Source organism: Bradyrhizobium sp. USDA 3256, from assembly GCF_054058275.1.
Genome location: NZ_JBSSAE010000002.1, coordinates 2490281 through 2513822 on the forward strand (window position 1 = coordinate 2490281; position 23542 = coordinate 2513822).

General features: G+C 65.4%; 22 protein-coding genes and 1 pseudogene. 13 read left to right on the forward strand and 10 right to left on the reverse strand.

The window, feature by feature from the left end:
- Window position 1 precedes the first annotated feature (1 nt).
- The 6 genes from ACVWY5_RS13205 to ACVWY5_RS13230 form a co-directional block, all read right to left on the reverse strand.
- Window positions 2-1282, reverse strand: coding sequence for a M20/M25/M40 family metallo-hydrolase (locus tag ACVWY5_RS13205; protein ID WP_028334241.1), 1281 nt, complete (start codon window positions 1280-1282; stop codon window positions 2-4).
- 217 nt (window positions 1283-1499) lie between these two features.
- A complete protein-coding gene (locus ACVWY5_RS13210) occupies window positions 1500-3101 on the reverse strand; it encodes a TRAP transporter large permease (protein ID WP_028334242.1) in 1602 nt (533 codons plus the stop codon).
- The gene (locus ACVWY5_RS13215) at window positions 3098-3637 is read right to left on the reverse strand and encodes a TRAP transporter small permease subunit (RefSeq protein ID WP_028334243.1); all 540 of its coding nucleotides are present in this window, start codon (window positions 3635-3637) and stop codon (window positions 3098-3100) included. Before ACVWY5_RS13215 ends, ACVWY5_RS13210 begins: the two co-directional genes overlap by 4 nt.
- A 342-nt stretch (window positions 3638-3979) precedes the next feature.
- Window positions 3980-5014 (reverse strand): GTP 3',8-cyclase MoaA, encoded by a 1035-nt coding sequence (gene moaA / locus ACVWY5_RS13220; protein ID WP_016844402.1) that lies wholly within the window; start codon window positions 5012-5014, stop codon window positions 3980-3982.
- A 256-nt stretch (window positions 5015-5270) separates the two neighbouring features.
- Window positions 5271-5759 (reverse strand): PEGA domain-containing protein, encoded by a 489-nt coding sequence (locus tag ACVWY5_RS13225; protein WP_028334244.1) that lies wholly within the window; start codon window positions 5757-5759, stop codon window positions 5271-5273.
- Window positions 5760-5920: 161 nt separating this feature from the next.
- Window positions 5921-6601 carry an HAD hydrolase-like protein gene (locus tag ACVWY5_RS13230; RefSeq protein WP_038377469.1) on the reverse strand — a complete coding sequence of 227 codons (681 nt, stop codon included), beginning with the start codon at window positions 6599-6601 and terminating at the stop codon, window positions 5921-5923.
- A 76-nt stretch (window positions 6602-6677) separates the two neighbouring features.
- Between ACVWY5_RS13230 and ACVWY5_RS13235 the strand changes: the two genes are divergently transcribed.
- The 6 genes from ACVWY5_RS13235 to ACVWY5_RS13260 all read left to right on the forward strand — a co-directional run bounded on the left by ACVWY5_RS13235 (window position 6678) and on the right by ACVWY5_RS13260 (window position 11590).
- Window positions 6678-7511, forward strand: coding sequence for an SDR family NAD(P)-dependent oxidoreductase (locus tag ACVWY5_RS13235; protein WP_038377470.1), 834 nt, complete (start codon window positions 6678-6680; stop codon window positions 7509-7511).
- A 108-nt stretch (window positions 7512-7619) separates the two neighbouring features.
- The gene (rpiA, locus tag ACVWY5_RS13240) at window positions 7620-8318 is read left to right on the forward strand and encodes a ribose-5-phosphate isomerase RpiA (protein WP_321176809.1); all 699 of its coding nucleotides are present in this window, start codon (window positions 7620-7622) and stop codon (window positions 8316-8318) included.
- Window positions 8319-8341: 23 nt separating this feature from the next.
- The gene (locus ACVWY5_RS13245) at window positions 8342-8875 is read left to right on the forward strand and encodes a DUF2059 domain-containing protein (RefSeq protein WP_028334248.1); all 534 of its coding nucleotides are present in this window, start codon (window positions 8342-8344) and stop codon (window positions 8873-8875) included.
- Between the two features lie 230 nt (window positions 8876-9105).
- On the forward strand, window positions 9106-10491 hold the full coding sequence (gene gor, locus ACVWY5_RS13250; RefSeq protein WP_028334249.1) for a glutathione-disulfide reductase: 1386 nt from the start codon (window positions 9106-9108) through the stop codon (window positions 10489-10491).
- A 478-nt stretch (window positions 10492-10969) separates the two neighbouring features.
- Complete coding sequence (locus ACVWY5_RS13255; protein ID WP_038377471.1) at window positions 10970-11179, forward strand: DUF2934 domain-containing protein; 210 nt, start codon at window positions 10970-10972, stop codon at window positions 11177-11179.
- Window positions 11180-11236: 57 nt separating this feature from the next.
- A complete protein-coding gene (locus tag ACVWY5_RS13260) occupies window positions 11237-11590 on the forward strand; it encodes a cupin domain-containing protein (RefSeq protein WP_028334250.1) in 354 nt (117 codons plus the stop codon).
- Between the two features lie 490 nt (window positions 11591-12080).
- Here the strand turns inward: ACVWY5_RS13260 and ACVWY5_RS13265 are convergent, their stop codons facing one another.
- Entirely contained in the window at window positions 12081-13007 is a 927-nt protein-coding gene (locus ACVWY5_RS13265) for an alpha/beta fold hydrolase (RefSeq protein WP_051376155.1), read from the reverse strand.
- A 151-nt stretch (window positions 13008-13158) separates the two neighbouring features.
- On the opposite strand from ACVWY5_RS13265, the gene ACVWY5_RS13270 reads away from it, so the two are divergent.
- From ACVWY5_RS13270 to ACVWY5_RS13280, 3 genes and pseudogenes are all read left to right on the forward strand, one after another.
- Entirely contained in the window at window positions 13159-14547 is a 1389-nt protein-coding gene (locus ACVWY5_RS13270) for a class II 3-deoxy-7-phosphoheptulonate synthase (protein WP_028334252.1), read from the forward strand.
- A gap of 46 nt (window positions 14548-14593) precedes the next feature.
- Entirely contained in the window at window positions 14594-14947 is a 354-nt protein-coding gene (locus ACVWY5_RS13275; protein WP_028334253.1) for a diacylglycerol kinase, read from the forward strand.
- Window positions 14948-15095: 148 nt separating this feature from the next.
- Window positions 15096-16848, forward strand: a pseudogene (locus ACVWY5_RS13280) (NAD+ synthase).
- A 7-nt stretch (window positions 16849-16855) separates the two neighbouring features.
- Here ACVWY5_RS13280 and ACVWY5_RS13285 read toward each other — a convergent pair.
- Together ACVWY5_RS13285 and ACVWY5_RS13290 are read right to left on the reverse strand one after the other, a co-directional pair.
- Window positions 16856-18025 (reverse strand): DUF2865 domain-containing protein, encoded by a 1170-nt coding sequence (locus ACVWY5_RS13285; RefSeq protein WP_038377473.1) that lies wholly within the window; start codon window positions 18023-18025, stop codon window positions 16856-16858.
- A gap of 143 nt (window positions 18026-18168) precedes the next feature.
- The gene (locus ACVWY5_RS13290; RefSeq protein WP_028334256.1) at window positions 18169-18492 is read right to left on the reverse strand and encodes a hypothetical protein; all 324 of its coding nucleotides are present in this window, start codon (window positions 18490-18492) and stop codon (window positions 18169-18171) included.
- Between the two features lie 293 nt (window positions 18493-18785).
- On the opposite strand from ACVWY5_RS13290, the gene cysS reads away from it, so the two are divergent.
- The 4 genes from cysS to ACVWY5_RS13310 all read left to right on the forward strand — a co-directional run bounded on the left by cysS (window position 18786) and on the right by ACVWY5_RS13310 (window position 22785).
- Window positions 18786-20201, forward strand: a complete 1416-nt coding sequence (gene cysS, locus ACVWY5_RS13295) for a cysteine--tRNA ligase (RefSeq protein ID WP_028334257.1) — start codon at window positions 18786-18788, stop codon at window positions 20199-20201.
- Complete coding sequence (locus ACVWY5_RS13300; RefSeq protein WP_028334258.1) at window positions 20198-20704, forward strand: GNAT family N-acetyltransferase; 507 nt, start codon at window positions 20198-20200, stop codon at window positions 20702-20704. Before cysS ends, ACVWY5_RS13300 begins: the two co-directional genes overlap by 4 nt.
- Window positions 20701-22299, forward strand: coding sequence for a citramalate synthase (gene cimA / locus ACVWY5_RS13305; protein ID WP_028334259.1), 1599 nt, complete (start codon window positions 20701-20703; stop codon window positions 22297-22299). The genes ACVWY5_RS13300 and cimA overlap by 4 nt, the downstream gene beginning before the upstream one ends.
- Window positions 22300-22407: 108 nt before the next feature.
- Window positions 22408-22785 (forward strand): VOC family protein, encoded by a 378-nt coding sequence (locus tag ACVWY5_RS13310; protein WP_028334260.1) that lies wholly within the window; start codon window positions 22408-22410, stop codon window positions 22783-22785.
- A 151-nt stretch (window positions 22786-22936) separates the two neighbouring features.
- Here the strand turns inward: ACVWY5_RS13310 and ACVWY5_RS13315 are convergent, their stop codons facing one another.
- Window positions 22937-23542, reverse strand: a complete 606-nt coding sequence (locus ACVWY5_RS13315; protein ID WP_028334261.1) for an LOG family protein — start codon at window positions 23540-23542, stop codon at window positions 22937-22939.

Here is a 23542-nt window from a genome sequence, read left to right on the forward strand (position 1 = left end):
TCTACTTCACCTTGCCGTCGGACAGGTCCATGATCATGCGCGTGGTCAAATAGAGGCGCGGCACGATGCTGTTGATCTGCACGTATTCCGCATCGTTGGAGTGCGCGCCGAAGCCCGACAGGCCCATGCCTTCGACCACGGCGCCCTTGGTCTTGAGGGCGGCAAACGCCGCGTCGGTGCCGCCGCCTGTGGCCCTCTCGGCGACGTTCAGCGACAGGCCCAGCTCCTGGTAGATCGTCTTGCCGTGGCCGGCGACGCGGCGCGAGGCGTCGGTGGTCTCGAGCGGCGGGCGGCGCACCTCGAACTTCACGTCCACCCTGGAGTCCGGCAGCAGGCGATTCTTGATCTTGTCCTGCAAGGCCTTCTCGAGCTCGTCGAAATCCGCCACCTTGAGCGCGCGCGCATCGGCCTGGGCGGTGGCTTCGGCGGGGATCACGTTGCGGTTGGTGCCGGACTTGGACACTGTCCAGTTCAGCTTCAGACCCTGCTCGGGCTTGGACAGGTCCTTCATCTGCAGCACCTGGTGCGACAGCTCATAGAGCGCATTCACGCCGCCTTCGGGCCTGGCGCCGGCATGCGACGACTTGCCGTGCACCGTGAGGTAGGCCGAGCCGATGCCGCTGGTGGCGAGACGCAGCGTGCCGTCGGTGCCACCGCCCTCGAACGAGAATACGGCATCCTGTTCCGCGGCGAGGCGGGTGATGGTGCTGCGCCAGCCGGGCGAAGAGATCTCCTCGTCGCCATTGATGAGCACCGTGAGCGTGCCGTAGTTCCTGAAGTTCAGCTTCTGCAGCAATGCCACGGCGTGGAGGATGGTGGCGACGCCCTGCTTGTCGTCGGCAATGCCGAGCCCATGGGCCTTGTCGCCATCGATGCGGAAGGGTTGGTCCTTCAGCATGCCCTTGAGATACACCGTGTCCATGTGCGCGATCAGCATGATCTTCGCGCTGCCGGTGCCCTTGAAGACGGCCTGCACGGCGGGACCGATCTTCTCGGGCGTGTCGTCGAGACGGTAGATATCGGTGGTCTGCAGGATATCGACCGTGCCGCCGAGCTGCTTGAGCTGGCCGGCGATCCGCTCGGCGAGCTGGTTCAGACCCTCGATGTCCTTGCTGCCGGATTCGATCTGCACGAGGTCGCGCAGGGTGTCGAGCAGCGGCTGCTGTTCCTGTTGCGCCAGCGCGCGAATGTCGGCTGCATGCGCTGCGGGCGCGGCGAGCGCCAGACCAAACGACAGCATCAGCGGGCGAATGAGCGAGCGGGCGGGATGCAGTTGGGGCATGGCGGCGATCTGTGAATTGGAGGACGATCCGTATCCCCGTCTTCACAGGCCGCGCCGGTGCCGTCAACAGCGGCGTGCCTCGCGCCCGCAACAGCATTTTGGGCGAAGTGGACGCCGGTCCGCGTGAAGAAAACGCGTCAAGACAAGAATCCAGAGCTTCGATTCTGATTCAATCAGAACCGAAATGCTCTAGGCGCGCCGAATGCGCTGATGCCGGCTACTGCTTCGGCTGGCCGAAGTCCAGCGGCGGCAGGTCGATCTGCGGCACCTCGATCTTGACCTTGTTGAGGTCGACATCGAGCGGCTTGTCGAGCAGGCCGGTGACGACGACCGGGAACGCGATCACCAGCGCCACCATGATCGCCTGCAGGCCGATCCAGGGCATTGCGCCCCAGTAGATGTCGGAGCTCTTGACTTCCTTCGGCGCCACGCCGCGCAGATAGAACAGTGCGAAGCCGAACGGCGGATGCAGGAACGAGGTCTGCATGTTGACGCAGAGCATCACGCCGAACCAGATCAGCGCCGCGTCGGGGCCGACCACTGGCGCCAGCACCTTCTGTGCGATCGGCGCGATCATCGGCAGGATGATGAAGGCGATCTCGAAGAAGTCGAGGAAAAACGCCAGGAAGAAGATGAACAGGTTGATGAAGATCAGGAAGCCCCAGACGCCGCCGGGCAGCGAGGTCAGGTGGTGCTCCAGCCAGGTGCCGCCGGATACGCCGAGGAACACCACCGAGAAGCAGGTCGAGCCGATCAGGATGAAGGTGACCATGCAGGTGATCCGCATGGTGGTCTCGTAGCCCTGCTTGATCAGGTCGCGCAGGTCCGGGATCCTGACGGCCTCGAGGCAGATCCAGACCACCGCGGCGTAGGTGATCGCGAAGGCGAGCTTGAAGATCAAGTTCTCGCTGTACAGCATCGCGATGATGGTGCCGATGCCGCCGGCGATCACGCCGACGATCAGCACCTTGTTGCCGGTGGCGCTGAAATCCTTGTGGTGGATGGCGGCGAGCACAATGGCGCCGACCGCGCCCATGGCGCCGGCTTCCGTCGGGGTCGCGAGGCCCATCATCATGGTGCCGAGCACGACGAAGATCAGCACCGCCGAGGGGATGATGCCGAGCAGGCACTTCTTCCACAGCGCCCAGCCGGTCAGCGTGCGCGCCTCGATCGGCACCGCCGGCACATGGCTCGGCTTGAAGATGCCGAGCACGAAGGTGTAGCCGGCGAACAGCAGGATCTGGAACACCGATGGGCCCCAGGCGCCGAGATACATGTCGCCGACCGACTTGCCGAGCTGGTCGGCGAGCACGATCAGGACGAGAGAGGGAGGGACAAGTTGCGTGATGGTGCCGGAGGCGGCGAGCACGCCCGTGATGTAGCGGATGTTGTAGCCGTAGCGGATCATCACCGGCATCGAGATCAGCGCCATCGCGATCACCTGCGCCGCCACCGTGCCGGTGATGGCGCCGAGGATGAAGCCGACGATGATCACGGAATAGCCGAGGCCGCCGCGGATCGGGCCGAACAGCTGGCCCATCGAATCCAGCATGTCCTCGGCGAGCCCGCATCTCTCCAATATCGCGCCCATGAAAGTGAAGAACGGGATCGCCAGCAGCAGTTCGTTGGACAGCACGCTGCCGAAGATGCGGCCCGGGATCGCCTGCAGGAAGTTGAGGTCGAAGAAGCCGAGATAGATCGAGAGGAACCCGAACGACAGGCCGACCGCGGCGAGCGTGAACGCCACCGGATAACCGATCAGCATCGCTACGATCAGGCCGCCGAACATCAGTGGCGGCATCATCTCCAGCGTGATCATTGAGTCGGCCTCTCATACTTCGCGTCGATGGTCACGTAGCCCTGCAGCGCGGCGATCCGCTTGATCACCTCTGAGACGCCTTGCAGCGCAAGCATCACGAAGCCGGACGGGATAACGAACTTGATCGGCCAGCGCAGCAGGCCGCCGGCGTTGCCGCTCATCTCGCCGACCGCATAGGCCTGGTAGAAGAACGGCCAGGACAGATAGGCGAGCAGGAGGCAGGCCGGGATCAGGAAGAACAGCGTTCCGATCAGGTCGAGCCAGAGCTGGCCGCGTTCCGACAGCATCAGATACATGATCTCGACGCGGACATGCTCGTTGCGCTTGAAGGTGTAGGAGGCACCGAACATCACGAGGATCGCGAACATGTACCACTGCGCCTCGAGCCAGCCGTTCGACGAGTAGCTGAACGCGTAGCGGATCATGGCGTTGCCGGCGCTGACCAGGCACGAGATCAGCACCAGCAGGTTGCAGATGTAGCCGATCTTCTCGTTGAGTTGGTCGATGGCCTGACTTAATGCCAACAATGGGCGCATCACGATCTCCACGGCCGCGCCATCCGCGCGCCGAATATCTCTTCAAGCATCATCTGGCCGCCGCGCGCATGCGCACGGAGCCACGGCTCACTTTCAGGAGCAGTTGCAAACGTTCGTCCTCCCCCGAAATCCGCTTCAGCCGTTCTTGGCTGCCGGGGATCGTCGGCAGGAGCCGACGGAGGGCAGCGGCCTATGCTGGCCAGACTAGCGTGAAAGCTGATTCACCAAATCAGCGCCGTGGAACGCCGTCAATCGGAAAATGGACAAATTGACGCCGCGGCAAACTGTTGTCCCGCCTTGGTAATCGGGGGACAGGCCGCGCGTCGGGAGGGAGCTCGAAGACTAGCCGCCGGTCACGCTCATGTGGCGGCTGACGCTCGGACGGTTATGGCGGCGGTCGATGATGAAATCGTGCCCCTTCGGCTTCAGTCCGATGGCGCGGTCGATGGCCGCCGCCAGCAGGTCGTTGTCGGCGGAGGCGCGCAGCGGCCGGCGCAGGTCGGAGGCGTCCTCGTGGCCGAGGCAGGTGTGCAGCGTGCCGGTGCAGGTGATACGCACCCGGTTGCAGGATTCGCAGAAATTATGGGTCATCGGCGTGATGAAGCCGAGCTTGCCGCCGGTTTCGGCGACCCGGACGTAGCGGGCGGGGCCGCCGGTGTCGTCGGAAAGATCGGTCAGCGTGTAGTGCTTCTCGAGCCGCGCGCGCATCAAGGACAGCGGTACGTACTGATCGATCCGGCCTTCGCCGATGTCGCCCATCGGCATCACCTCGATCAGGGTGAGGCCCATGCCCTTGCCGTGCGCCCATTCCATCAGCGCCGGAATCTCGTCCTCGTTCATGTTCTTCAGCGCGACCGCGTTGATCTTGACCGCGAGTCCCGCCGAGCGCGCCGCCTCGATGCCCGACAGCACCTTGTCGATGTCGCCCCAGCGGGTGATGGCCCGGAATTTTACGGGGTCGAGGGTGTCGAGCGAGACGTTGACGCGGCGCACGCCGCAATCGGCCAGCTCCTGGGCGAAGCGCGCCAGCTGCGAACCGTTGGTGGTCAGCGTCAATTCGTCGAGTGCGCCCGTGGTCAGATGGCGCGACAGCGAGCGCACCAGGCCCATCACGTTGCGGCGGACCAGCGGCTCGCCGCCGGTGAGGCGGATCTTGCGCACGCCCTTGGCGACGAAGGCCGAGCAGAGCCGGTCGAGCTCTTCGAGCGTCAAGAGATCGGCCTTCGGCAGGAAGGTCATGTCCTCCGACATGCAGTAGAAGCAGCGCAGGTCGCAGCGGTCGGTGACGGAGACGCGCAAATAGCGGATGGTCCGGCCGAACGGATCGGTCATCGGACGAAACAGCGTGTCGGAATGCGCTTGCGTGGATCCGTTCATTCAGTTCGGGCCTTGCAATCTGTTTCCTGCCTGCCGCGCCGTGATCGGCTCCGGCATCCGCAATCTATGCATGTTGGCGCGTTGTCACAATGCGTCCCAAGGGATGATCGTATGGATGATCCGCAACATGCAAAGCGATAGGCGAAGCATATCACGCGATGCATGATCGCAATCGCGGATGTGCCTCCACCAAATACAAAAACCCCGGCTTTGGGCCGGGCTCTTGTGCAATGCAAATCCGGTGCAGCCGCCTTCGCTAGCGCGACGGAGCCGCGGCCGGCGCCGGCTCAGCCGCGCTCGGGGCGGGGAACGCGGAGTCCGGAGCGGCGGCGGCGGGAGCCGCTGCGGCAGCCGGCTTCGGCTTCCTCTTCCGTATCGGCTTCTTCGCCGCGCGCGGCGGCGGGCCGGCCGGTTGCAACTCGGCGAACACCGGACTCGGATCCAGCGTCGTGGTGGCCGGCGTGGTGAAGTCGCCGGGAACGCGGGTCACGGTGACCGGAACGGTCGCCGGCTGGAACTTCGGCATGTTGAAGGTGACCGAGAAGTTGGTCTCCGGCGCCGGGATCGACACGGTGCAGGGCGTCTTGCAGCCCGGTCCGAGCGAGGTCACGGCGTCGGCGCCGGGCGGGTTCGAATCCAGCTGCACCGGCATCGGCGGCGGCGCCGACTTGAACGAATCCAATGAGAAGGAGGAGCAGCCGGCCAGGCTCAGCCCGGCGGCCGCAATCACGATGATACGACGCATGATCCACACTCTACTGCGGCAATCAGCCACAATCCCCGGAGCGGACCATAGGTGCGTCGAAACAGAGGCGCAACAGCGAGGGGCCTGTTCGTTAGCGGATGGTTAATGGCAAATTCGCATGGCTAAATATTGCCAAGCGATATCAATATATTACTGAAAGTTTATGCCGCGCTCAGGCTGGCGACCGCGTGCGGGAGATCGCGCATATGGCTGATCAGCCGGTCCGGCTTCAGCTCGGTCATCGGGACGTCGGTATAGCCAAAATCGACGCCGATCACCGGGACCTGGGCGCGCCTTGCCACCCCGACATCGGGGCCGGCATCGCCGACCATGATGGCGCCGGGCAGCCGGCCGCCGGCGCGGGCCACCGTCTCGCGCAGGAACGTCGGATCGGGTTTTGCGATGCCGAACGTATCGGCGCCGCAGATCGCGGCGAAGCGCTTGATCAGGCCGAGCCGGTCGAGCAGCAGCTTCGACAGCCATTCCAGCTTGTTGGTGCACACCGCAAAGCGATGGCCCTTTGCCTCGAGCCGGTCTAGCGCGGCCTCGAGCCCGTCGAACGGGCGCGAGCCATCGGCGATATGTTCGGCATAATAGTCGACGAAATCCGCGGTCAAGCGGTCGAGGTCACCGACGCTGACCGCGCGTCCTTCCACCTCGAGCCCGCGTTCGAGCAGCTTGCGCGCGCCGGCGCCGATCATGTTGCGCGCGGCCGCCAGCGGCACAGGCCGCAGGCCCTCGCGGTCGAGCACATGGTTCAGGGCGCCGATCAGATCAGGCGCGGTGTCGACCAGCGTGCCGTCGAGATCGAATACGACGATGGGGGGAGAGGAGGCGGACATGATGCTTTTGGCTATCGGGCCAGGCGCTGCGATGCAAGAGTAGATGTGGGCAGGTCATGAAATAGGGGCGGCAGAGATGCGGGAACTTGTCGGAAAAGCCGCTTTTGTCACCGGCGCGGCCAGCGGAATCGGACTTGCGATGGCTACCGCCTTCGCCCGCGAGGGCATGAAGGTGATGCTCGCCGACGTTGAAACCGGTCCACTGGACACGGCCGTCGATGCGCTGCGCGCCGGCGGTGCGGATGTCCATGGCGTTGTCTGCGACGTTGCCGATCCCCTAAGCGTCGATCGCGCCGCGGAGGCGTCGTTCCGCGCCTTCGGCACGGTCCATGTCGTCTGCAACAATGCCGGCGTCGCGGCCGGCGGCGGCATTGACCCGATCTCGGTCGACGACTGGCGCTGGGTGATCGACGTCAATCTGATGGGCGTCGTGCACGGCATCAGGAGCTTCCTGCCGCACATCCGCGGGCACGGCGAGGGTGGCCATATCGTCAATACGGCTTCGATGGCCGGGATGAATGCCGGGCTTGGCTTGAGCCCGTATTCGGCGACCAAGTTCGCCGTCGTCGGCCTGTCCGAAGGGCTCGCCATGCAGCTCAGGCCGCTCGGGATCGGCGTCAGCGTGCTCTGTCCGAGCTTTGTGCGGACCCGGATCGGCGAGAGCGGGCGCAATCGCCCGGAGCAGTACGGCCCGACCCGTCAGCTCGATCCGGCAAGCTCGATGGCCGCTGTCGTCGCCGAGATCGCGCGGCAGCTCGATGCTGGGCTCGATCCGGCGGCGGTCGCGGACCGCGTGCTGGCCGCGATCCGCGACGACCAGTTCTACATTTTCACCCATCCCGGGATGCGGGCCGAGGTCGAGGAGCGCTTTTCGGCGATTTTGGCCGCGATGGACGCCGTTTCGGCCTAAAGACTGGTCCGCTTGCCGCTATTCCTGCCTGCAAAACGACGCTAGATATGCGCCCGCCGGGCCACCCGATGGCGGCCCGTAACGGACCAACCGAGGGGCTATCGGCACGTGGACATGGACGCACTGAAACGCCAGGCGGCGGCGCGCGCGCTCGAAGAGGTGCGCGACGGCATGAAGCTCGGGCTCGGCACCGGATCGACCGCGAAGCATTTCGTCGAGCTGCTCGGCGAGAAGGTCCGTGCGGGCATGAAAGTGATCGGCGTGCCGACTTCGGAAGCGACCCGCGCGGATGCGATCCGCTGCGGCGTTCCGCTGACCACGCTGGACGAGATCGACCATCTCGACCTCACCATCGACGGCGCCGACGAGATCGACCCGGCGCTCAACCTGATCAAGGGCGGCGGCGGTGCGCTGCTGCGCGAGAAGATCGTCGCGGCCGCCAGTGATCGCATGATCGTGATCGCCGACGACAGCAAATGGGTCGACGTGCTCGGCCGCTTTCCGCTGCCGGTCGAGGTGATCCCGTTCGGGCTCGCCGCAACGCAGGCCGCGATGGCGCGGGCGTTTTCAGAGGCCGGCGTGTCCGGCGAGATGCTGATCCGGAAAGGCAAGGACGGTCACGTTTTTGTCACCGATGGCGGCCACTGGATCGTCGATGCCCATCTCGGCCGGATCGGCGATCCGCCGCGTCTTGCCGGTTTGCTCAGCGCTATACCGGGCGTGGTCGAACACGGCCTGTTCATCGGGCTTGGCAGCGTCGCCGTGCTGGCCGGCGCGCAGGGAATTCAGGTTGTTGAACGGCCATGAGGCCGCAAGCAAGGAGACTTGGAATGAATCGTTTTTCGGGACTTTTGTCGGCTGCGGCGCTGGCGGCTGGACTGGCGCTCGCACCGGCGATGGCGCAGCAGCCGCAGCTGCCTCCCATGCCCAAGGACGTCAAGCAGTCGACACCCGCGGCGATCGGATACGCCAAGGAAATCCTGACGATGAAGAACGTCTCGGTGATGTATGCCGGTGCCGTTCCGGGCATCATCGAGAAGACCAAGACCGGCCTGCTGCAGCAATACCTGAACTACCAGAAGGATCTCAACGAGGTCGCACTGGTCATCGCCAAGAATCTGGCTGGCAGCGAGAAGGAAATCGGCGAGGGCATGGCGCAGCTCTACGCCGCCGAGTTCACCGAGCAGGAGCTGAAGGATCTCGTGATCTTCTACAAGACGCCGCTCGGTCAGAAGCTTTTGACCTCCGAGCCCAAGGCAATCAACGATTCGCTGAGATATATGCAGGAGTGGGCGCAGCAGTTTGGCGTGATCGTCAACGCCCAGTTCAAGGCCGAGATGAAGAAGCGCGGCAAGGATATCTGAGCACGTTGTCACCTCGCCCCGCTTGCGGGGGGAGGCACAGGTCGCCGCCGGCGGCCGTTACTGAAGCGACGCCGAAGCGAAGCTTCGGCTACGGCGGAGCGCCGGGTGAGGGGGACTTTCCACTAGCTGGCTCGTGGAGATGCCCCTCACCTCAACCCTCTAAGAGCGAGCTTCGCTCGTCTCGACCCCGCAAGAGCGGGGCGAGGGAGAAGGAAGGAAGAGGTACTGCCATGGCCGAGTTTGACGTCGACCTGTTTGTCATCGGTGGTGGTTCGGGTGGCGTTCGTGCCGCCCGCATCGCCGCGGGTTACGGCGCGAAGGTCATGGTCGCCGAAGAGTACCGGATGGGCGGCACCTGCGTGATCCGCGGCTGCGTGCCGAAGAAGCTGTTCGTGATCGGCAGCCACGTCCACGACGAGATCGAGGACGCCGCCGGCTTCGGCTGGAGCATCGGGCAGGTCTCGTTCGACTGGGCGACGCTGGTCGCCAACAAGGACAAGGAGATCGCCCGGCTCGAGGGCGCCTACACCACCAATGTCGAGAAGTCGGGCGCGCGGATCGTAAAGACCCGCGCGGTGCTGGAGGATGCCCACACCATCAGACTCGCCACCGGCGAGAAGGTGACGGCGAAGTACATCCTGATCGCCACCGGCGGCGCGCCCAACCACGGGCCGATCGTGCCCGGCATCGAGCACGTGATCTCCTCCAACGAGGCGTTTCACCTCAAGGAGCTGCCGAAGCGGATCGTGATCCAGGGCGGCGGCTACATCGCGCTGGAATTCGCCGGCATCTTTGCCGGCTTCGGCTCCGACGTCACGGTGATCTATCGCGGCGACAACATCCTGCGCGGCTTCGACGAGGACGTGCGCAAGCATGTCCGCGCCGAGATGGAGAAGCGCGGCATCACCATCATCACCGGCTGCACGGTGGCGCAGGTCGACAAGCACGGCCATGACTTCACCACGCATCTGTCGAGCGGCTCGAGCATCGCCTCCGACCAGGTGATGTTCGCGATCGGCCGGCATCCCAATGTCGCCAATCTCGGGCTCGAGACCGCCGGCGTCGCCATCAATCCCGCCAATGGCGGCATCCAGGTCGACGGCTGGTCGAAGACCTCGGTCGACAACATCTACGCGATCGGCGACGTCACCCACCGCACCAATCTAACCCCGGTGGCGATCCGCGAAGGCCATGCCTTCGCCGACACCGTATTCGGCAAGCGCCCGGTCCAGGTCGACCACGCGACGATCCCGACCGCGGTGTTCTCGCAGCCGGAGGTCGGCACCGTCGGACTGACGGAAGAGGAGGCGCGGGCGCAGTTCAGCCACGTCGACATCTACAAGACTGATTTCCGCCCGATCAAGGCGACGATGTCCGGCCGCGACACCCGCGTGCTGATGAAGCTCGTGGTCGACGGCGCGAGCGACCGCGTGCTCGGCTGCCACATCGTCGGCGATGGCGCCGCCGAAATCACCCAGGCCGTCGCGATCGCCGTCAAGATGAGGGCGACCAAAGCCGATTTCGACGCCACCGTCGCGCTGCATCCGACCGCCTCCGAAGAGCTGGTGACGATGCGCACCCCGACCGCGCGCCACGTTCGCCAGGCGGCGGAGTAGCCTAACCCGCGGGGCCGGCGCTGCCGTCCTGGTGCTCTCCTGGCGATCGCGAACGGGGAATGTGCCCTGCCTGACAGCCCAACGCCGCCCGCTTAAAATACATGCGGACGGCGCTGTCTCTAGCCCCAGGAAGGTTCGTGGCAAAATCCTGATGAGTTTTTGTCTGCGGAAGCGGGCAAAGGTTTCATACCTCAGAAGGGGTAGCGCGCCTCCGCAAGACCGGCGCCGACGGCCGCGCTTCGTGGCGGGGAATTAGGGCACCCTTGTTGACATGCACATCCACCAGGGACTTTTCCTCAGGGCCGCTCTTCGCGCGCGCTCAAATCGAACCCGGTTTCCGGCGAATGGCCCGCGCGGCGGCGCTGTGCACAGGCCACGCGTCATCGGCGCGTGGCCGTCTCGCGCGCCTTGGAACCTTGCGCTATGCTGTCCGTTCCACTCTCAAACAGTTTGATGTCTCAAATTGAGGGAGCCGCGCATGAGAGGCCCAACCGAGCAGGAGATCCGGACCCGCGCCTACGAATTGTGGAAGGACGCCGGCGAGCCGCCGGGCAAGATGGATCAGCTCTGGTATCAGGCCGAAAAGGAATTGCTGGCGCGGCGGGCCACCAACGGCGAAGCGCCTTGCGACATCAACGGGCGCAACGGGCCGAGTACATATCCGGAGAGGCTAAGGGGCGTGCATTGAGTGCCTCGCGCGGCTGAGCTAACGAGTCCGGCAGGCTGGCCCGGACCCGGAGGCATCATGAGCGGCGCGATTGATCTTTCGCAGAAACTGTCGACATTCTCTGACCACTGGTCGCCGCGCACCGTGGCGCAATTCAATGCCTGCGACGTCATGGTCGTGAAGGTCCAGGGCGAGTTCGTCTGGCACAAGCACGACGACACCGACGACTTCTTCCTCGTGCTGAAAGGCATCCTCGACATCGAGCTGCGCGATCACACCGTGACGCTAACTCCCGGCCAGATGTACATCGTGCCGAAGGGCGTCGAGCACCGACCCGTCGCACGGGAAGAGGTGCATCTGCTGCTGATCGAGCCGACCGGGACACCCAACACGGGCGATGCTGCGACGGCTGCGCCGCGGAAGGTGGTGTGAGACTGGTAGATGGGTGGAGCGAAGCGATACCCATCATCTTGACCACGAATCCGAGTTGGAGAGCAAAGCTCGGGCGATTCATGTCGCGAGAATGCGAAAGTATGACTCACCGGCAGCGCAATACATGCGGCGTCGTCCGTGCTTTCGCAGGGACGATGTGTGGAAAGAGCAGCGAGCTCTCATTCTCTTTGGTGTCATCGCCCGTGCATGCGAACGATCCAGTACACCGCGGCTTCTCGGTTCAAGCACCAGCGTCTCAGAAATACCGGATCGCCAGTCAAGCCGGGCGATGACAGCGAGACGAGCTACGCATCAGCGGTGCATCGCATCGCGCGAGAGCCATCCTCATCGTCGTCCTGGCGCAAGCCAGGACCCATTACCCCAAATCTCAATTGTTGCGCGAGGCTGGGGCCGCGTTCCCGTTCACAAGCAAATTCGGTGGTTATGGGTCCTGGCTTGCGCCAGGGACGACGGCGGTGATGGTTCGCGTCTATCCCTCCGCCTCAATCCACTCCGCGGCGCCGCGCCACAGCGCGTTGCGGTGTTCGCTGCGGAAGAAGCCGAGATGGCCGATCGCTTTTGCGCCGGCGTCGGCGGGACGGATCGAGATGATCTCGGGCGTGATCGACGTGAAGGCGGAGCACAGCAATTCGACCGCCGGCCGCGTCGCCCAGGTGTCGTCGGTCATGACGAGAGCGCGGAGCTCGCCCTTGAACTTTGGAAAATTCTCGCGCGCCGTCAGCGTGGCATCATCGAGCAGATAGCGCTCCCGCATCACCCAGCTCCGCCATTGCTCGAACGCGCCCCTCGGCAGGTCCATGCCGAGGCCGGCCCAGGCGGGCAGGTAGCCGAGCGTGCGCGCCAACGGCAGGCCGACGCCGTTCAGGAAGGCGACGACGCGGTAGCGCTCGGGCGAGGCCATCAGCTTCCAATAGGCAGCCTGCGAGGCGATCAGGAGCGCGCGCGGGATCTCGGCATTGTTGGCGAGCAGGCCGAGTGCCTGGCCGCCGAAGGAGTGGCCGACATAGGCGAAGGGGAGATTGCGGTAGCGCTCGCGCATCCAGCTCACCGCCGCGGTGGCGTCGAGCGCGGCCCAATCCGCCATCGTGGCCTTGAAGCCGGCCAGCGATTTCGGCTTGTTGAGGCCTGTCGCCGCCATCGGCCGGCTATCGCCGGTGCCGCGGTAGTCGTAGGTCAGCACCGCCGCGCCGCGGCGGGCGAGGTAGCCGGCAAAGCCGCGATAGACCTTGCGGGGCACGGCGGTAGCCGAATTGATCAGAACGGCGTGGCGCCGCGTGCCGCGCGGCAGGAACAGCGTCGCGGCGAGCGGATAGCCGTCCGCGGCCGGCACGACGATGTCGTCGCTAAAAACGTCGTCCAGCGCGGCGGAGGCCACGGCGATTTCCCCGGCATTCATGCTATGCTCTACCAAATGCGAATTCGGATTTCCCTGCAAGGGCTTGACCAGATTGCAGGAATCCTTCTAGCGGGAAAGTAGGGCCCTGTGTATAAGCCGGGCTTTCCTCATGCCGTGATTAGGTTGCGGTTTTTGCTCAGGAGTTGACCTCATGTCCGAGCGGTGGACACCCGATAGCTGGCGCGCCAAGAAGGTGCTGCAGGTGCCCGATTATCCCGATGCCAAGGCATTGGCCGATGTCGAGGCCCAGCTGGCGACCTTTCCGCCGCTGGTGTTCGCGGGCGAGGCGCGCAGCCTGAAGAAGGCGCTGGGGCGGGTCGCCGCCGGCGAGGCCTTCCTGCTGCAGGGCGGCGACTGCGCCGAGAGCTTTGCCGAGCACGGCGCCAACAACATCCGCGACTTCTTCCGCGTCCTGCTGCAGATGGCGGTCGTGCTGACCTATGCCGGCGCGCTGCCGGTGGTGAAGGTCGGCCGCATCGCCGGCCAGTTCGCCAAGCCGCGCTCGTCGCCGACCGAGAAGCAGGGCGACGTCGAGCTGCCGAGCTATCGCGGCGACATCGTCAACGACATCGCTTTCACCCCGGAAGCGCGCATTCCCGATCCGCAGCGCCAGCTGATGGCTTATCGCCAATCCGCCGCGACGCTGAACCTGTTGCGCGCGTTCGCCACCGGCGGCTTCGCCAATCTCGGCAGCGTGCATCAGTGGATGCTCGGCTTCCTGAAGGATTCGCCGCAGTCACGCCGTTACAAGGAGCTGGCCGACCGCATCTCGGATGCGCTGAACTTCATGCGCGCCTGCGGCCTCGATCTCGAGAGCCATCCCGAGCTGCGCGCCACCGATTTCTACACCAGCCACGAGGCGCTGCTGCTCGGCTACGAGCAGGCGATGACGCGGGTCGATTCCACCACCGGCGATTGGTACGCGACCTCCGGCCACATGATCTGGATCGGCGACCGTACCCGCCAGCTCGATCACGGCCATGTCGAATATTTCCGCGGCATCAAGAATCCGATCGGCCTGAAATGCGGCCCGTCGCTGAAGCCGGACGAGCTGTTGAAGCTGATCGATATCCTCAATCCCGACGATGAGCCGGGGCGGCTGACCCTGATCAACCGGTTCGGCGCCGACAAGGTCGGCGACCATCTGCCCGGCCTGATCCGCGCCGTGCAGCGGGAAGGGCGCAAGGTGGTGTGGTCGTGCGATCCGATGCATGGCAACACCATCACCTCGACCTCGGGCTACAAGACGCGGCCGTTCGACCGCGTGCTGTCTGAGGTGCGGTCGTTCTTCCAGATCCATGCCGCCGAGGGCACCCATGCCGGCGGCGTGCACCTGGAGATGACCGGACAGGACGTCACCGAATGCATCGGCGGCGCGCGCGCCATCACCGATGAGGACCTCAACGACCGCTACCACACGGTCTGCGATCCCCGCCTCAACGCCGAACAGTCGATCGACATGGCCTTCCTGATCGCCGAGCTCCTGAAGCAGGAGCGCGCCGGCAAGGTCAAACCGATGCCGGCCGCCGCGGGCTTGTGATTTGGGGCAGGTGACTTGGCGCAGGCAGTGACTTGGGGGCAGTGACTTGCTGAGGTTCTGGCGAGCCACCATCAACTCGCGCAACGGGCTGGCATTCGCCATTCGCTCGGAGCAGGCGATTCGCGAGGAGGTGGTGGCGCTGGCGCTGTCGCTGCCGCTGGCCTGGCTGGTCGGCGCCACCGTGATGCGCCGGGTCGAATTGGTCGCCACCGTGGTGCTGGTGCTCGTCATCGAGCTGCTCAACACCGCGATCGAGAAGCTCGCCGATCGCCTGACCATGGATCACGATCCGCAGATCGGGCGGGTCAAGGACATGGGCTCGGCCGCGGTCGGCGTCGCGCTTGTCATGGCCGGGCTGTTCTGGCTGTTCGCCCTCGCCGAACGCATGGGCGCGTTCTGATTCCCGAGCATGATCCGGAAAGTGGGAACCGGTTTTCCGATCGGATCATGCTCAAAAGACACCACCGACGGCCATGGCGCGATTTCTGCAATCGCACCATGACCGGATGGTGATTGAAGTTTGCTGTTGTGCAGGACAACTTAAGCGTATGAGCGAACAACAGATCAAGATCACCCTGGCGCAACTCAATCCGACGGTCGGTGACGTCACCGGCAACGCCGCGAAGGCGCGCGCCGCGCGCGAGAAAGCCAAGGCCGACGGTGCCGACCTCGTGGTGCTGTCGGAGCTGTTCATCGCCGGCTATCCGCCGGAGGATCTGGTGCTCAAGCCGGCGTTCCAGTCGGCCTGCCGCGCCGCGATCGAGGAACTGGCGCGTGAGACCAGGGATGGCGGCCCGGCGATGTTGATCGGCACGCCCTGGGTCGAGGACGGCAAGCTCTACAATGCCTGCGCGCTGCTCGACGGCGGCCGCATCGCCGCGCTGCGCTTCAAGGCCAATCTGCCGAATTACGGCGTGTTCGACGAGAAGCGGCTGTTCGCGCGCGGCCCGGCGCCGGGACCCGTGACGGTGCGCGGCGTGCGCATCGGCGTGCCGATCTGCGAGGACATCTGGCTCGAGGAGTCCGAAGAGTACGAGAACGTCGTCGAATGTCTCGCCGAGACCGGCGCCGAGATTCTCGTGGTGCCTAACGGCTCGCCCTATGCCCGCGACAAGGCCGACCTCAGACTGTCGATCGTGGTGGCGCGCGTCACCGAGAGCGGACTGCCGCTGGTCTATCTCAACGAGGTCGGCGGCCAGGACGAGCTGATTTTCGACGGCGCCTCGTTCGCGCTGAATGCCGATCTCTCCGTCGCGGCGCAGCTTCCGGCGTTCGAGGAGAACATCACGACGCTGACCTGGCGCAAGACCGCCGACGGCTGGCGCTGCAACGGGCCGAGCACGGCGCAGCTCGAGGGCGACAAGGCCGATTACGCGGCCTGCGTGCTCGGCCTGCGCGACTATGTCCGCAAGAACGGTTTTCCCGGCGTGCTGCTCGGCGTCTCCGGCGGCATCGACTCGGCGCTGTGCGCGGCGATCGCGGTCGATGCGCTCGGAGCCGACAAGGTGCGCGGCGTGATGCTGCCGTTCCGCTACACCGCGCAGGTGTCACTCGACGATGCCGCCAAGCTCGCCGCCGCGCTCGGCATCCGCTACGAGATCCTGCCGATCGCCGATGCCGTGAACGGCTTCGAGACGATTCTGGCGCCGGTGTTCAAGGGGCTGGAGCGCGACATCACCGAGGAGAATTTGCAGGCGCGCGCCCGCGGCACGCTGTTGATGGCGATCTCCAACAAGACCGGTGCGATGGTGGTGACCACCGGCAATAAGTCGGAGATGTCGGTCGGCTACGCTACGCTGTATGGCGACATGAATGGCGGCTTCAATCCGATCAAGGACATCTACAAGACCGAGGTGTTCCGCCTGTCGAGCCTGCGCAATGGCTGGAAGCCGGACGGCGCGCTCGGGCCGTCAGGCGAGGTGATCCCGGTCAACATCATCATCCGGCCGCCGACCGCGGAGCTGCGCGAGAACCAGACCGACCAGGATTCGCTGCCGCCCTACGACGTGCTGGACGCGATCCTCGAACGGCTGGTGGAGCGCGAGGAGCCGCTGGCGACCATCATCGAAGCCGGCTTCGACCGCGATGTGGTGGCCCGGGTCGATCGCCTGCTCAACATCGCCGAATACAAGCGGCGGCAGGCGGCGCCGGGGGTGAAGGTGACGCGGAAGAATTTTCGGCCGCGACCGCCGCTACCCCATCACCAACCGCTTCCGCGATTTCGGCAAGGCGCTGCCGGCGCCCGACGAGACGCTGGTGGCGCGCACCTCGCGCGCGTCGGCGGAAGCGTTCGAGGGCTGAGCTCTTCTTACCGCTTGGGAATGAAGGTCGGGCCGACGGTGCGGATCTGGCCGTCGCTCGCCGGCGCGGCCGCCGGTGCCGTGGCGTCAGCGGCTGCGGGCTGCTGTTGAACTGCGGCGGCGGGCGCGCCCTTCTTGCCGGCGGCGGCCTTGGTCTGGGCCCGCTGCTGCATCTTCCGCGCGGTCTCCTCGGTGACGATGATGTCGCCCTGCTGCTCGGCGGACGCCTTGTCGTCCACCGCCTTCAGCGCCTCGGCCCAGCTCTGGCCGGCCGGCTTGCAGGAGCAGGACGGATTGAACTCGGTGCGGTACTTGAAGGCGTTCGGCAGCGACGAGTAGGACACGCCGCTGATCGAGACCGCCTGGTTGATGTCCTCGCCGGGATTTCGGTAGGTGAACAGGCTGGCATCCGCGGCAGGGCACTGCGCCTTGCAGATCTGCTCGTCGGCGGCGAAGCGCGCCTGCACCGTTGCGAACGAGATCGGGAAATAGGCGCCGTCGCAGGTGCGGACGCAGACGGTGCGGAAGGTGCCGGACTGGGCGCCATACTGCGCATCGGGCGGGGGCAGCGGATTGTTGGGATTGCCGCCGCCACCGCCGCCGAACAGGTTCTCGAGGAAGTTGCCGGGGCCACGCGCGGCCGCGGCATATTGCGGACCGCAATTGTTCTGCGCCAGCGCGGTCAGGACCGAGCGGCGCTGGTTCTCGCGGTCGGCGCCGCCGAGCCCGCCGGAGCGCAGCCGCTCGAGATTGGCGGTGATCTGGTCGAGATTGGCGCGCATCTGCTGGATCTGGGTGTTGACCGGACCGCACTGCGCCGAATTGTTGTTGAAGAGCGAGAAGAACCCGGAGCTGTCGCAGCCCATGCGCCGGGCCTGCGCCGTCACGCGATCGAGCTCGCCCTGCTGGCGGGTTGCCGCGTCCTGATAGCGGCGAATCTGCTCGTCCTTGGCCGGGTCGCCGGAGCCGCCGCCGCGGTCGATCGCCGCCAGCTGGCCTTCGAGCCGGCCGCACATCGGATTGGCCTGCTGATTGGGCTGTGCCGCGCCTTGCGGAGCCGGACCGGGCGGGCCGGGCGGCACTTGCGCCAGGGCATGCGTGGCGGGCAGGGACATGCCGGCCAGCACGGCGCAACTCAGAAACCAGCGGGAGAAGCGAGAACGGGAGCTATTGGGCATATCCGGCCATTAAAACGACGCCGCGCGGCGATCAACGCCAAAGCGCGCGGGCAAGGCCGCTGCAATAGCCGTTTCTCGGGGCAGCGTCACGTCGTTTCCGGGGCGCCGGTGTGGCAATAACCCCGTCTGGCCAGCGGCTTGGCTTAGCGCTGGCAGGTGATGGCGACGAATTCGCCGCAGCCGTTGCCGCTGCATTTTTCATTCGCGGCCTGCGGAACCGCGCCCGTGATCTCGTCGGGATCGACGCGGCGGTAATTGGTGGCCTGCGCAAAATCACGTGACCGGCAATAGGCGCGGGCGGCGGAGGCGCCGCAGCGATCGCCGCGGGCGAGGCACTGGTCGATGCCGTAGCCGTCGGCCTGGTTGGCGACGATGAAGACGCGGCTGTCGGCCAACGCGACCGAGGAGACAAGGAAGGACGGAGCAAGGACGAGCGCGCAGGAAATCAATGCTGAAATGGGCCGCATGGTGCACCAGTGAAACGGCGGGGAATCCGCTAGCGACCGGATACGCCCAAATCCTTAATAATGATTAACCATGAGGGCGTTGACGTGATTTCGGTGCGGGGCGGCTGGCAAACCGCCCGAAAACAGCCCCTTGACGCAATAATGGGGCCGTGAGACATGGTGGAACCATGAACGGCCACCTCGCCATCTGCAGCATTTGCCGCGAGATTATGAGCTAGCGATTCGCTGGCTGAGGCCGTCTTTTCTCAACACATGAGAGCATTGGACCGCCCGGCCGCAAGGGAACGGTTTCCATGGATTTGCGCCTCTACGATACGCTGACCCGGGAGAAGCGGCCGTTTGTGCCGCTCGATGCTGACAACGTCCGCATGTATGCCTGCGGACCGACGGTCTACGACTTCGCCCACATCGGCAACGGCCGCGCCGCCATCGTTTTCGACGTGCTGTTTCGCGTGCTGCGCCATCGCTATGGCGCCGGTCACGTGACCTATGTCCGCAACATCACCGACGTCGACGACAAGATCAACGTCCGCGCCGCGCGGGATTATCCCGGCGTGCCGCTGAACGAGGCGATCCGCAAGGTGACCGAGCTGACCTATCAGCAGTATCAGGACGACGTCAGCGCGCTCGGCTGCTTGCCGCCGACCGTGCAGCCGCGCGCCACCGAGCACATCCCGGAGATGCGCGCCATCATCGAGAAGCTGGTCGCCGGCGGCTTTGCCTATGTCGCCGAAGATCACGTGCTGTTCTCGCCGCAGGCGATGAACGCGGCCAATTCGATGCTGCCGCGTTACGGCGCGCTGTCGAAGCGTTCGCTTGACGAGATGATCGCCGGCGCCCGCGTCGATGTCGCGCCCTACAAGCGCGACAACACCGACTTCGTGCTGTGGAAGCCGTCGAAGCCGGGCGAGCCGTCATGGCTATCGCCCGCAGGCATCAATGCCGAGGGCCGGCCCGGCTGGCACATCGAGTGCTCGGCAATGGCCTGGAAGCATCTCGGCGAGAAGTTCGACATCCATGGCGGCGGCATCGACCTGGTGTTCCCGCACCATGAGAACGAGCTCGCGCAGACTTGCTGCGCGTTCCACTCCGACCGCATGGCCAATGTCTGGATGCACAACGGCTTCCTGCAGATCGAAAGCGAGAAGATGTCGAAATCGCTCGGCAACTTCTTCACGATCCGCGATCTCTTGGCCGATTGGCCCGGCGAGGTGCTGCGGCTTGCGATGCTGAAGACGCATTATCGTTCGCCGCTCGACTGGACCGCCAAGGCCACCGAGGAGGCCGCGAAGACACTCGACGACTGGTACGCGGTTGCGGCAGACGCCGAGCCCGGCGCGCCGTCGCCGGCGATGGTCGAGGCGCTCTACGACGACCTCAACACGGCGCAGGCGATGGCCGTGCTGCACGGCCTGCGCGGTGCTGCGTCGAGCAGCGAACAGAGCCGCAAGGAGTTTGCCGGCTCGCTCCGGCTGCTCGGCTTCCTGTCGGAGAGCGCGGCTGCATGGGAGGCCCGCAAGCAGCAGGCGAGCGGCGTCGATGCCACAGCCGTCGAGGCACTGATCGCCGAGCGAACCGCGGCGCGCGCGCGCAAGGACTTCAAGGAATCCGATCGGATCCGCGATCAGCTCGCCGCGATGGGCGTGGCGATCAAGGACGGCAAGGATGCCGAAGGAAAGCCGATCACCACCTGGGAGATCGCGCGATGAGCCGCTCCGCACCCGCCTTGCGCCCGTATCTGCCCGACGACGCGCCGCTGCTGGCGGCGATCTTCGCGGCCTCGATCATGGACCTGACCTGCGACGATTACAGCGAGGCGCAGCAGGAAGCCTGGGCGATGGCCGCCGCCGACGAGGCGGCCTTCGGCAAGAAGCTCGCCGGCCAGCTCACGCTGATAGCGACATTGCAAGGCGCGCCGGTCGGTTTCGCCTCGCTGAAGGGCGCCGATCTCATCGATATGCTCTATGTGCATCCGAGCGCGGTCGGGCAGGGGGTCGGCAGCGCGCTGTGCGATGCGCTGGAGAAGATCGCGAGTGCCCGCGGCGCCAAGAACCTGAAGGTCGATGCCAGCGACACCGCGCTGGAATTCTTCCGCAAGCGCGGCTACGTCGCCCAGCAGCGCAACTCGGTCACTATCAACGACGAGTGGCTCGCCAACACCACGATGCAGAAGCAGCTCGATGGTGTCGCGACCCCGGGAGGCCACGCGTGAGCCGCGAGCGCCTCTATCTGTTCGACACCACGCTGCGTGACGGCGCGCAGACCAACGGCGTCGACTTCACCCTGCAGGACAAGCAGGTGATATCAGGCATGCTCGACGCGCTCGGCATCGACTATGTCGAGGGCGGCTACCCCGGCGCCAATCCGATCGACACCGAATTCTTCAGCAAAAAGCCTGCGTTCGACCACGCACGCTTCACCGCGTTCGGCATGACGCGGCGGCCGGGCCGCTCGGCGTCGAACGATCCGGGGCTTGCCGGCATCCTCGAGGCCAAGGCGGACGCGATCTGCTTCGTCGCCAAATCCTCCGCCTACCAGGTCCGCGTCGCGCTCGAGACTACGAATGAGGAGAACCTCGCCTCGATCCGCGACAGCGTCGCGGCCGCGAGAGCGCTCGGCCGCGAGGTGATGGTCGACTGCGAGCATTTCTTCGACGGCTACAAGGAGAACCGCGACTACGCGCTCGCCTGCGCCACGGCCGCCTATCAGTCCGGCGCCCGCTGGGTGGTGCTGTGCGACACCAATGGCGGTACCATGCCGCATGAGATCGAGACCATCGTCGGCGATGTCATCAAGCAGGTGCCGGGCGCCAACGTCGGCATCCACGCCCATAACGACACCGAGCAGGCGGTCGCCAATTCGCTCGCCGCGGTTCGGGCCGGCGCGCGGCAGATCCAGGGCACGCTCAACGGCCTCGGCGAGCGCTGTGGCAACGCCAACCTCTGCTCGCTGATCCCGACCTTGAAGCTGAAGCAGGAGTTTGCCGACAAGTTCGAGATCGGCGTCACCACGGAGAAGCTGGCAACGCTGGTGAAGGTGTCGCGCACGCTCGACGACATGCTGAACCGCGCGCCCAACCGCCATGCGGCCTATGTCGGGGAAAGCGCGTTCGTCACCAAGACCGGGATCCATGCCTCCGCTGTCATGAAGGACCCGCAGACCTATGAGCACGTGCTGCCGGATTCCGTCGGCAACCACCGCAAGGTGCTGGTGTCCGATCAGGCCGGCCGTTCCAACGTGATGGCCGAGCTCGACCGTGCCGGCATCGCCTACGACAAGAGCGATCCGCGCCTGACGCGCCTGGTCGAGGAATTGAAGGAGCGCGAGGCCGCCGGCTTTGCCTATGAATCCGCCAACGCGTCGTTCGATCTGCTGGCGCGCCGCACGCTGGGCAAGGTACCGGAATATTTCAAGGTCGAGCAGTTCGACGTCAATGTCGAGCAGCGCTACAACGCCAACGGCCAGCGGGTCACCGTGGCGCTCGCAGTGGTGAAGGTCGATGTCGACGGCGAGCGGCTGATCTCGGCCGCCGAAGGCAACGGCCCGGTCAACGCGCTCGACGTCGCGCTGCGCAAGGATCTCGGCAAATACCAGAAATATATCGATGGCCTGAAGCTGATCGACTACCGTGTGCGTATCCTCAATGGCGGCACCGAGGCGGTCACGCGCGTCTTGATCGAAAGCGAGGACGAGACCGGCGAGAGCTGGACCACGGTCGGCGTCTCGCCCAACATCATCGACGCCTCATTCCAGGCGCTGATGGATTCGGTGTTCTACAAGCTGGTGAGGTCAGGCGCGCAGGCGTGAGGCTTAGGCTGTCATTCCGGGATGGTCCGTAGGACCAGACCCGGAATCTCGAGATTCCGGGTTCGGTGCTGCGCACCGCCCCGGAATGACGGATAGAGGAGGACAGACATGATCGACCACGTCTCCGTCGGCGTCCGCGATCTCGAACGTGCCGCGCGGTTCTATGAGCCGACGCTGGCCGCGCTTGGCCTGAGCCGCCTCGTCACGCGGCCCGCGACGATCGGCTTCGGCAAGGCCTATCCCGAATTCTGGATCAATCTGCGCGCCGCGATGGCGCAGGTGCCGCATGAGAGCGGCACCCATATCTGCCTGCGCGCGAAGACCACCGCCGAGGTCGATGCCTTCCACGCCGCCGCGCTGGCGTCCGGCGGCCTCTCCGATGGCCCTCCGGGCCTGCGCCCGCACGACCGCGTGCGCTACTATGCGGCCTTCGTCCTCGATCCCGACGGCAACCGCATCGAGGCCGTGACGTTTCCGAGCGAGTGAGGTTGGGGGGCGACGACCTAACCCCGTCGTCCTGAGGCGCTCGCGGAGCGCGCCTCGAAGGGCGAACGGCCACCAGCCGGGCTGTACATGCTTCGAGACGCGCGTTCCGCGCTCCTCAGCATGACGGAATAGGGTTAGCGCGCCCGAACAATCAGAGCCGCCGCGCCACTTCGGGCGCGAGTTCCTTTGCGGCCTCGGGCGTGCGTGCCACCGCCGAACGCAGCCGCGGCAGGATCTCGTCAACGCGGTCGGCCATCAGGACGTTGATCGGCAGCGTCGGGCGGATGAACTCGGTCATGCGCATGTGGTTCAAAAGCGAGAGCAGGGGCTCCCAGAAATTGTCGATGTTGGCGAGCAGGATCGGCTTGTGGTGACGGCCGAGCTGCTGCCAGGTCAATTGCTCGACCAACTCCTCCAGCGTGCCGATGCCGCCGGGCAGCGCGACGAACGCATCCGAGCGCTCGAACATCAGGCGCTTGCGCTCATGCATGTCGGGCGTGACGATCATCTCCTGAACCGAGGTCAGCGCGTTCTCGCGCGCGCGCAGGAATTCGGGAATGATGCCGGTGACGGAGCCGCCGTGGTCGAGCGTGGATTTCGCGACCGCGCCCATCAGGCCGATCGAGCCGCCGCCATAGACCAGGCGAACGTTGTTTTCGGCAAAGCTCTTGCCGAGCGCGACGGCAGCTTCAACGAAACGGGGATTGTTACCGGGGCCGGAGCCACAATAAACACAGACAGTCTTGATTTGGTTCAT

Bases quoted from the DNA above. Each gene is read 5' to 3' on its own strand.
- ACVWY5_RS13205 (WP_028334241.1), bottom strand. From the start codon at position 1,282: ATGCCCCAACTGCATCCCGCCCGCTCGCTCATTCGCCCGCTGATGCTG.
- ACVWY5_RS13210 (WP_028334242.1), bottom strand. From the start codon at position 3,101: ATGATCACGCTGGAGATGATGCCGCCACTGATGTTCGGCGGCCTGATC.
- ACVWY5_RS13215 (WP_028334243.1), bottom strand. From the start codon at position 3,637: ATGCGCCCATTGTTGGCATTAAGTCAGGCCATCGACCAACTCAACGAG.
- moaA (WP_016844402.1), bottom strand. From the start codon at position 5,014: ATGAACGGATCCACGCAAGCGCATTCCGACACGCTGTTTCGTCCGATG.
- ACVWY5_RS13225 (WP_028334244.1), bottom strand. From the start codon at position 5,759: ATGCGTCGTATCATCGTGATTGCGGCCGCCGGGCTGAGCCTGGCCGGC.
- ACVWY5_RS13230 (WP_038377469.1), bottom strand. From the start codon at position 6,601: ATGTCCGCCTCCTCTCCCCCCATCGTCGTATTCGATCTCGACGGCACG.
- ACVWY5_RS13235 (WP_038377470.1), top strand. From the start codon at position 6,678: ATGCGGGAACTTGTCGGAAAAGCCGCTTTTGTCACCGGCGCGGCCAGC.
- ACVWY5_RS13245 (WP_028334248.1), top strand. From the start codon at position 8,342: ATGAATCGTTTTTCGGGACTTTTGTCGGCTGCGGCGCTGGCGGCTGGA.
- gor (WP_028334249.1), top strand. From the start codon at position 9,106: ATGGCCGAGTTTGACGTCGACCTGTTTGTCATCGGTGGTGGTTCGGGT.
- ACVWY5_RS13255 (WP_038377471.1), top strand. From the start codon at position 10,970: ATGAGAGGCCCAACCGAGCAGGAGATCCGGACCCGCGCCTACGAATTG.
- ACVWY5_RS13260 (WP_028334250.1), top strand. From the start codon at position 11,237: ATGAGCGGCGCGATTGATCTTTCGCAGAAACTGTCGACATTCTCTGAC.
- ACVWY5_RS13265 (WP_051376155.1), bottom strand. From the start codon at position 13,007: ATGAATGCCGGGGAAATCGCCGTGGCCTCCGCCGCGCTGGACGACGTT.
- ACVWY5_RS13270 (WP_028334252.1), top strand. From the start codon at position 13,159: ATGTCCGAGCGGTGGACACCCGATAGCTGGCGCGCCAAGAAGGTGCTG.
- ACVWY5_RS13285 (WP_038377473.1), bottom strand. From the start codon at position 18,025: ATGCCCAATAGCTCCCGTTCTCGCTTCTCCCGCTGGTTTCTGAGTTGC.
- ACVWY5_RS13290 (WP_028334256.1), bottom strand. From the start codon at position 18,492: ATGCGGCCCATTTCAGCATTGATTTCCTGCGCGCTCGTCCTTGCTCCG.
- cysS (WP_028334257.1), top strand. From the start codon at position 18,786: ATGGATTTGCGCCTCTACGATACGCTGACCCGGGAGAAGCGGCCGTTT.
- ACVWY5_RS13300 (WP_028334258.1), top strand. From the start codon at position 20,198: ATGAGCCGCTCCGCACCCGCCTTGCGCCCGTATCTGCCCGACGACGCG.
- ACVWY5_RS13310 (WP_028334260.1), top strand. From the start codon at position 22,408: ATGATCGACCACGTCTCCGTCGGCGTCCGCGATCTCGAACGTGCCGCG.
- ACVWY5_RS13315 (WP_028334261.1), bottom strand. From the start codon at position 23,542: ATGAACCAAATCAAGACTGTCTGTGTTTATTGTGGCTCCGGCCCCGGT.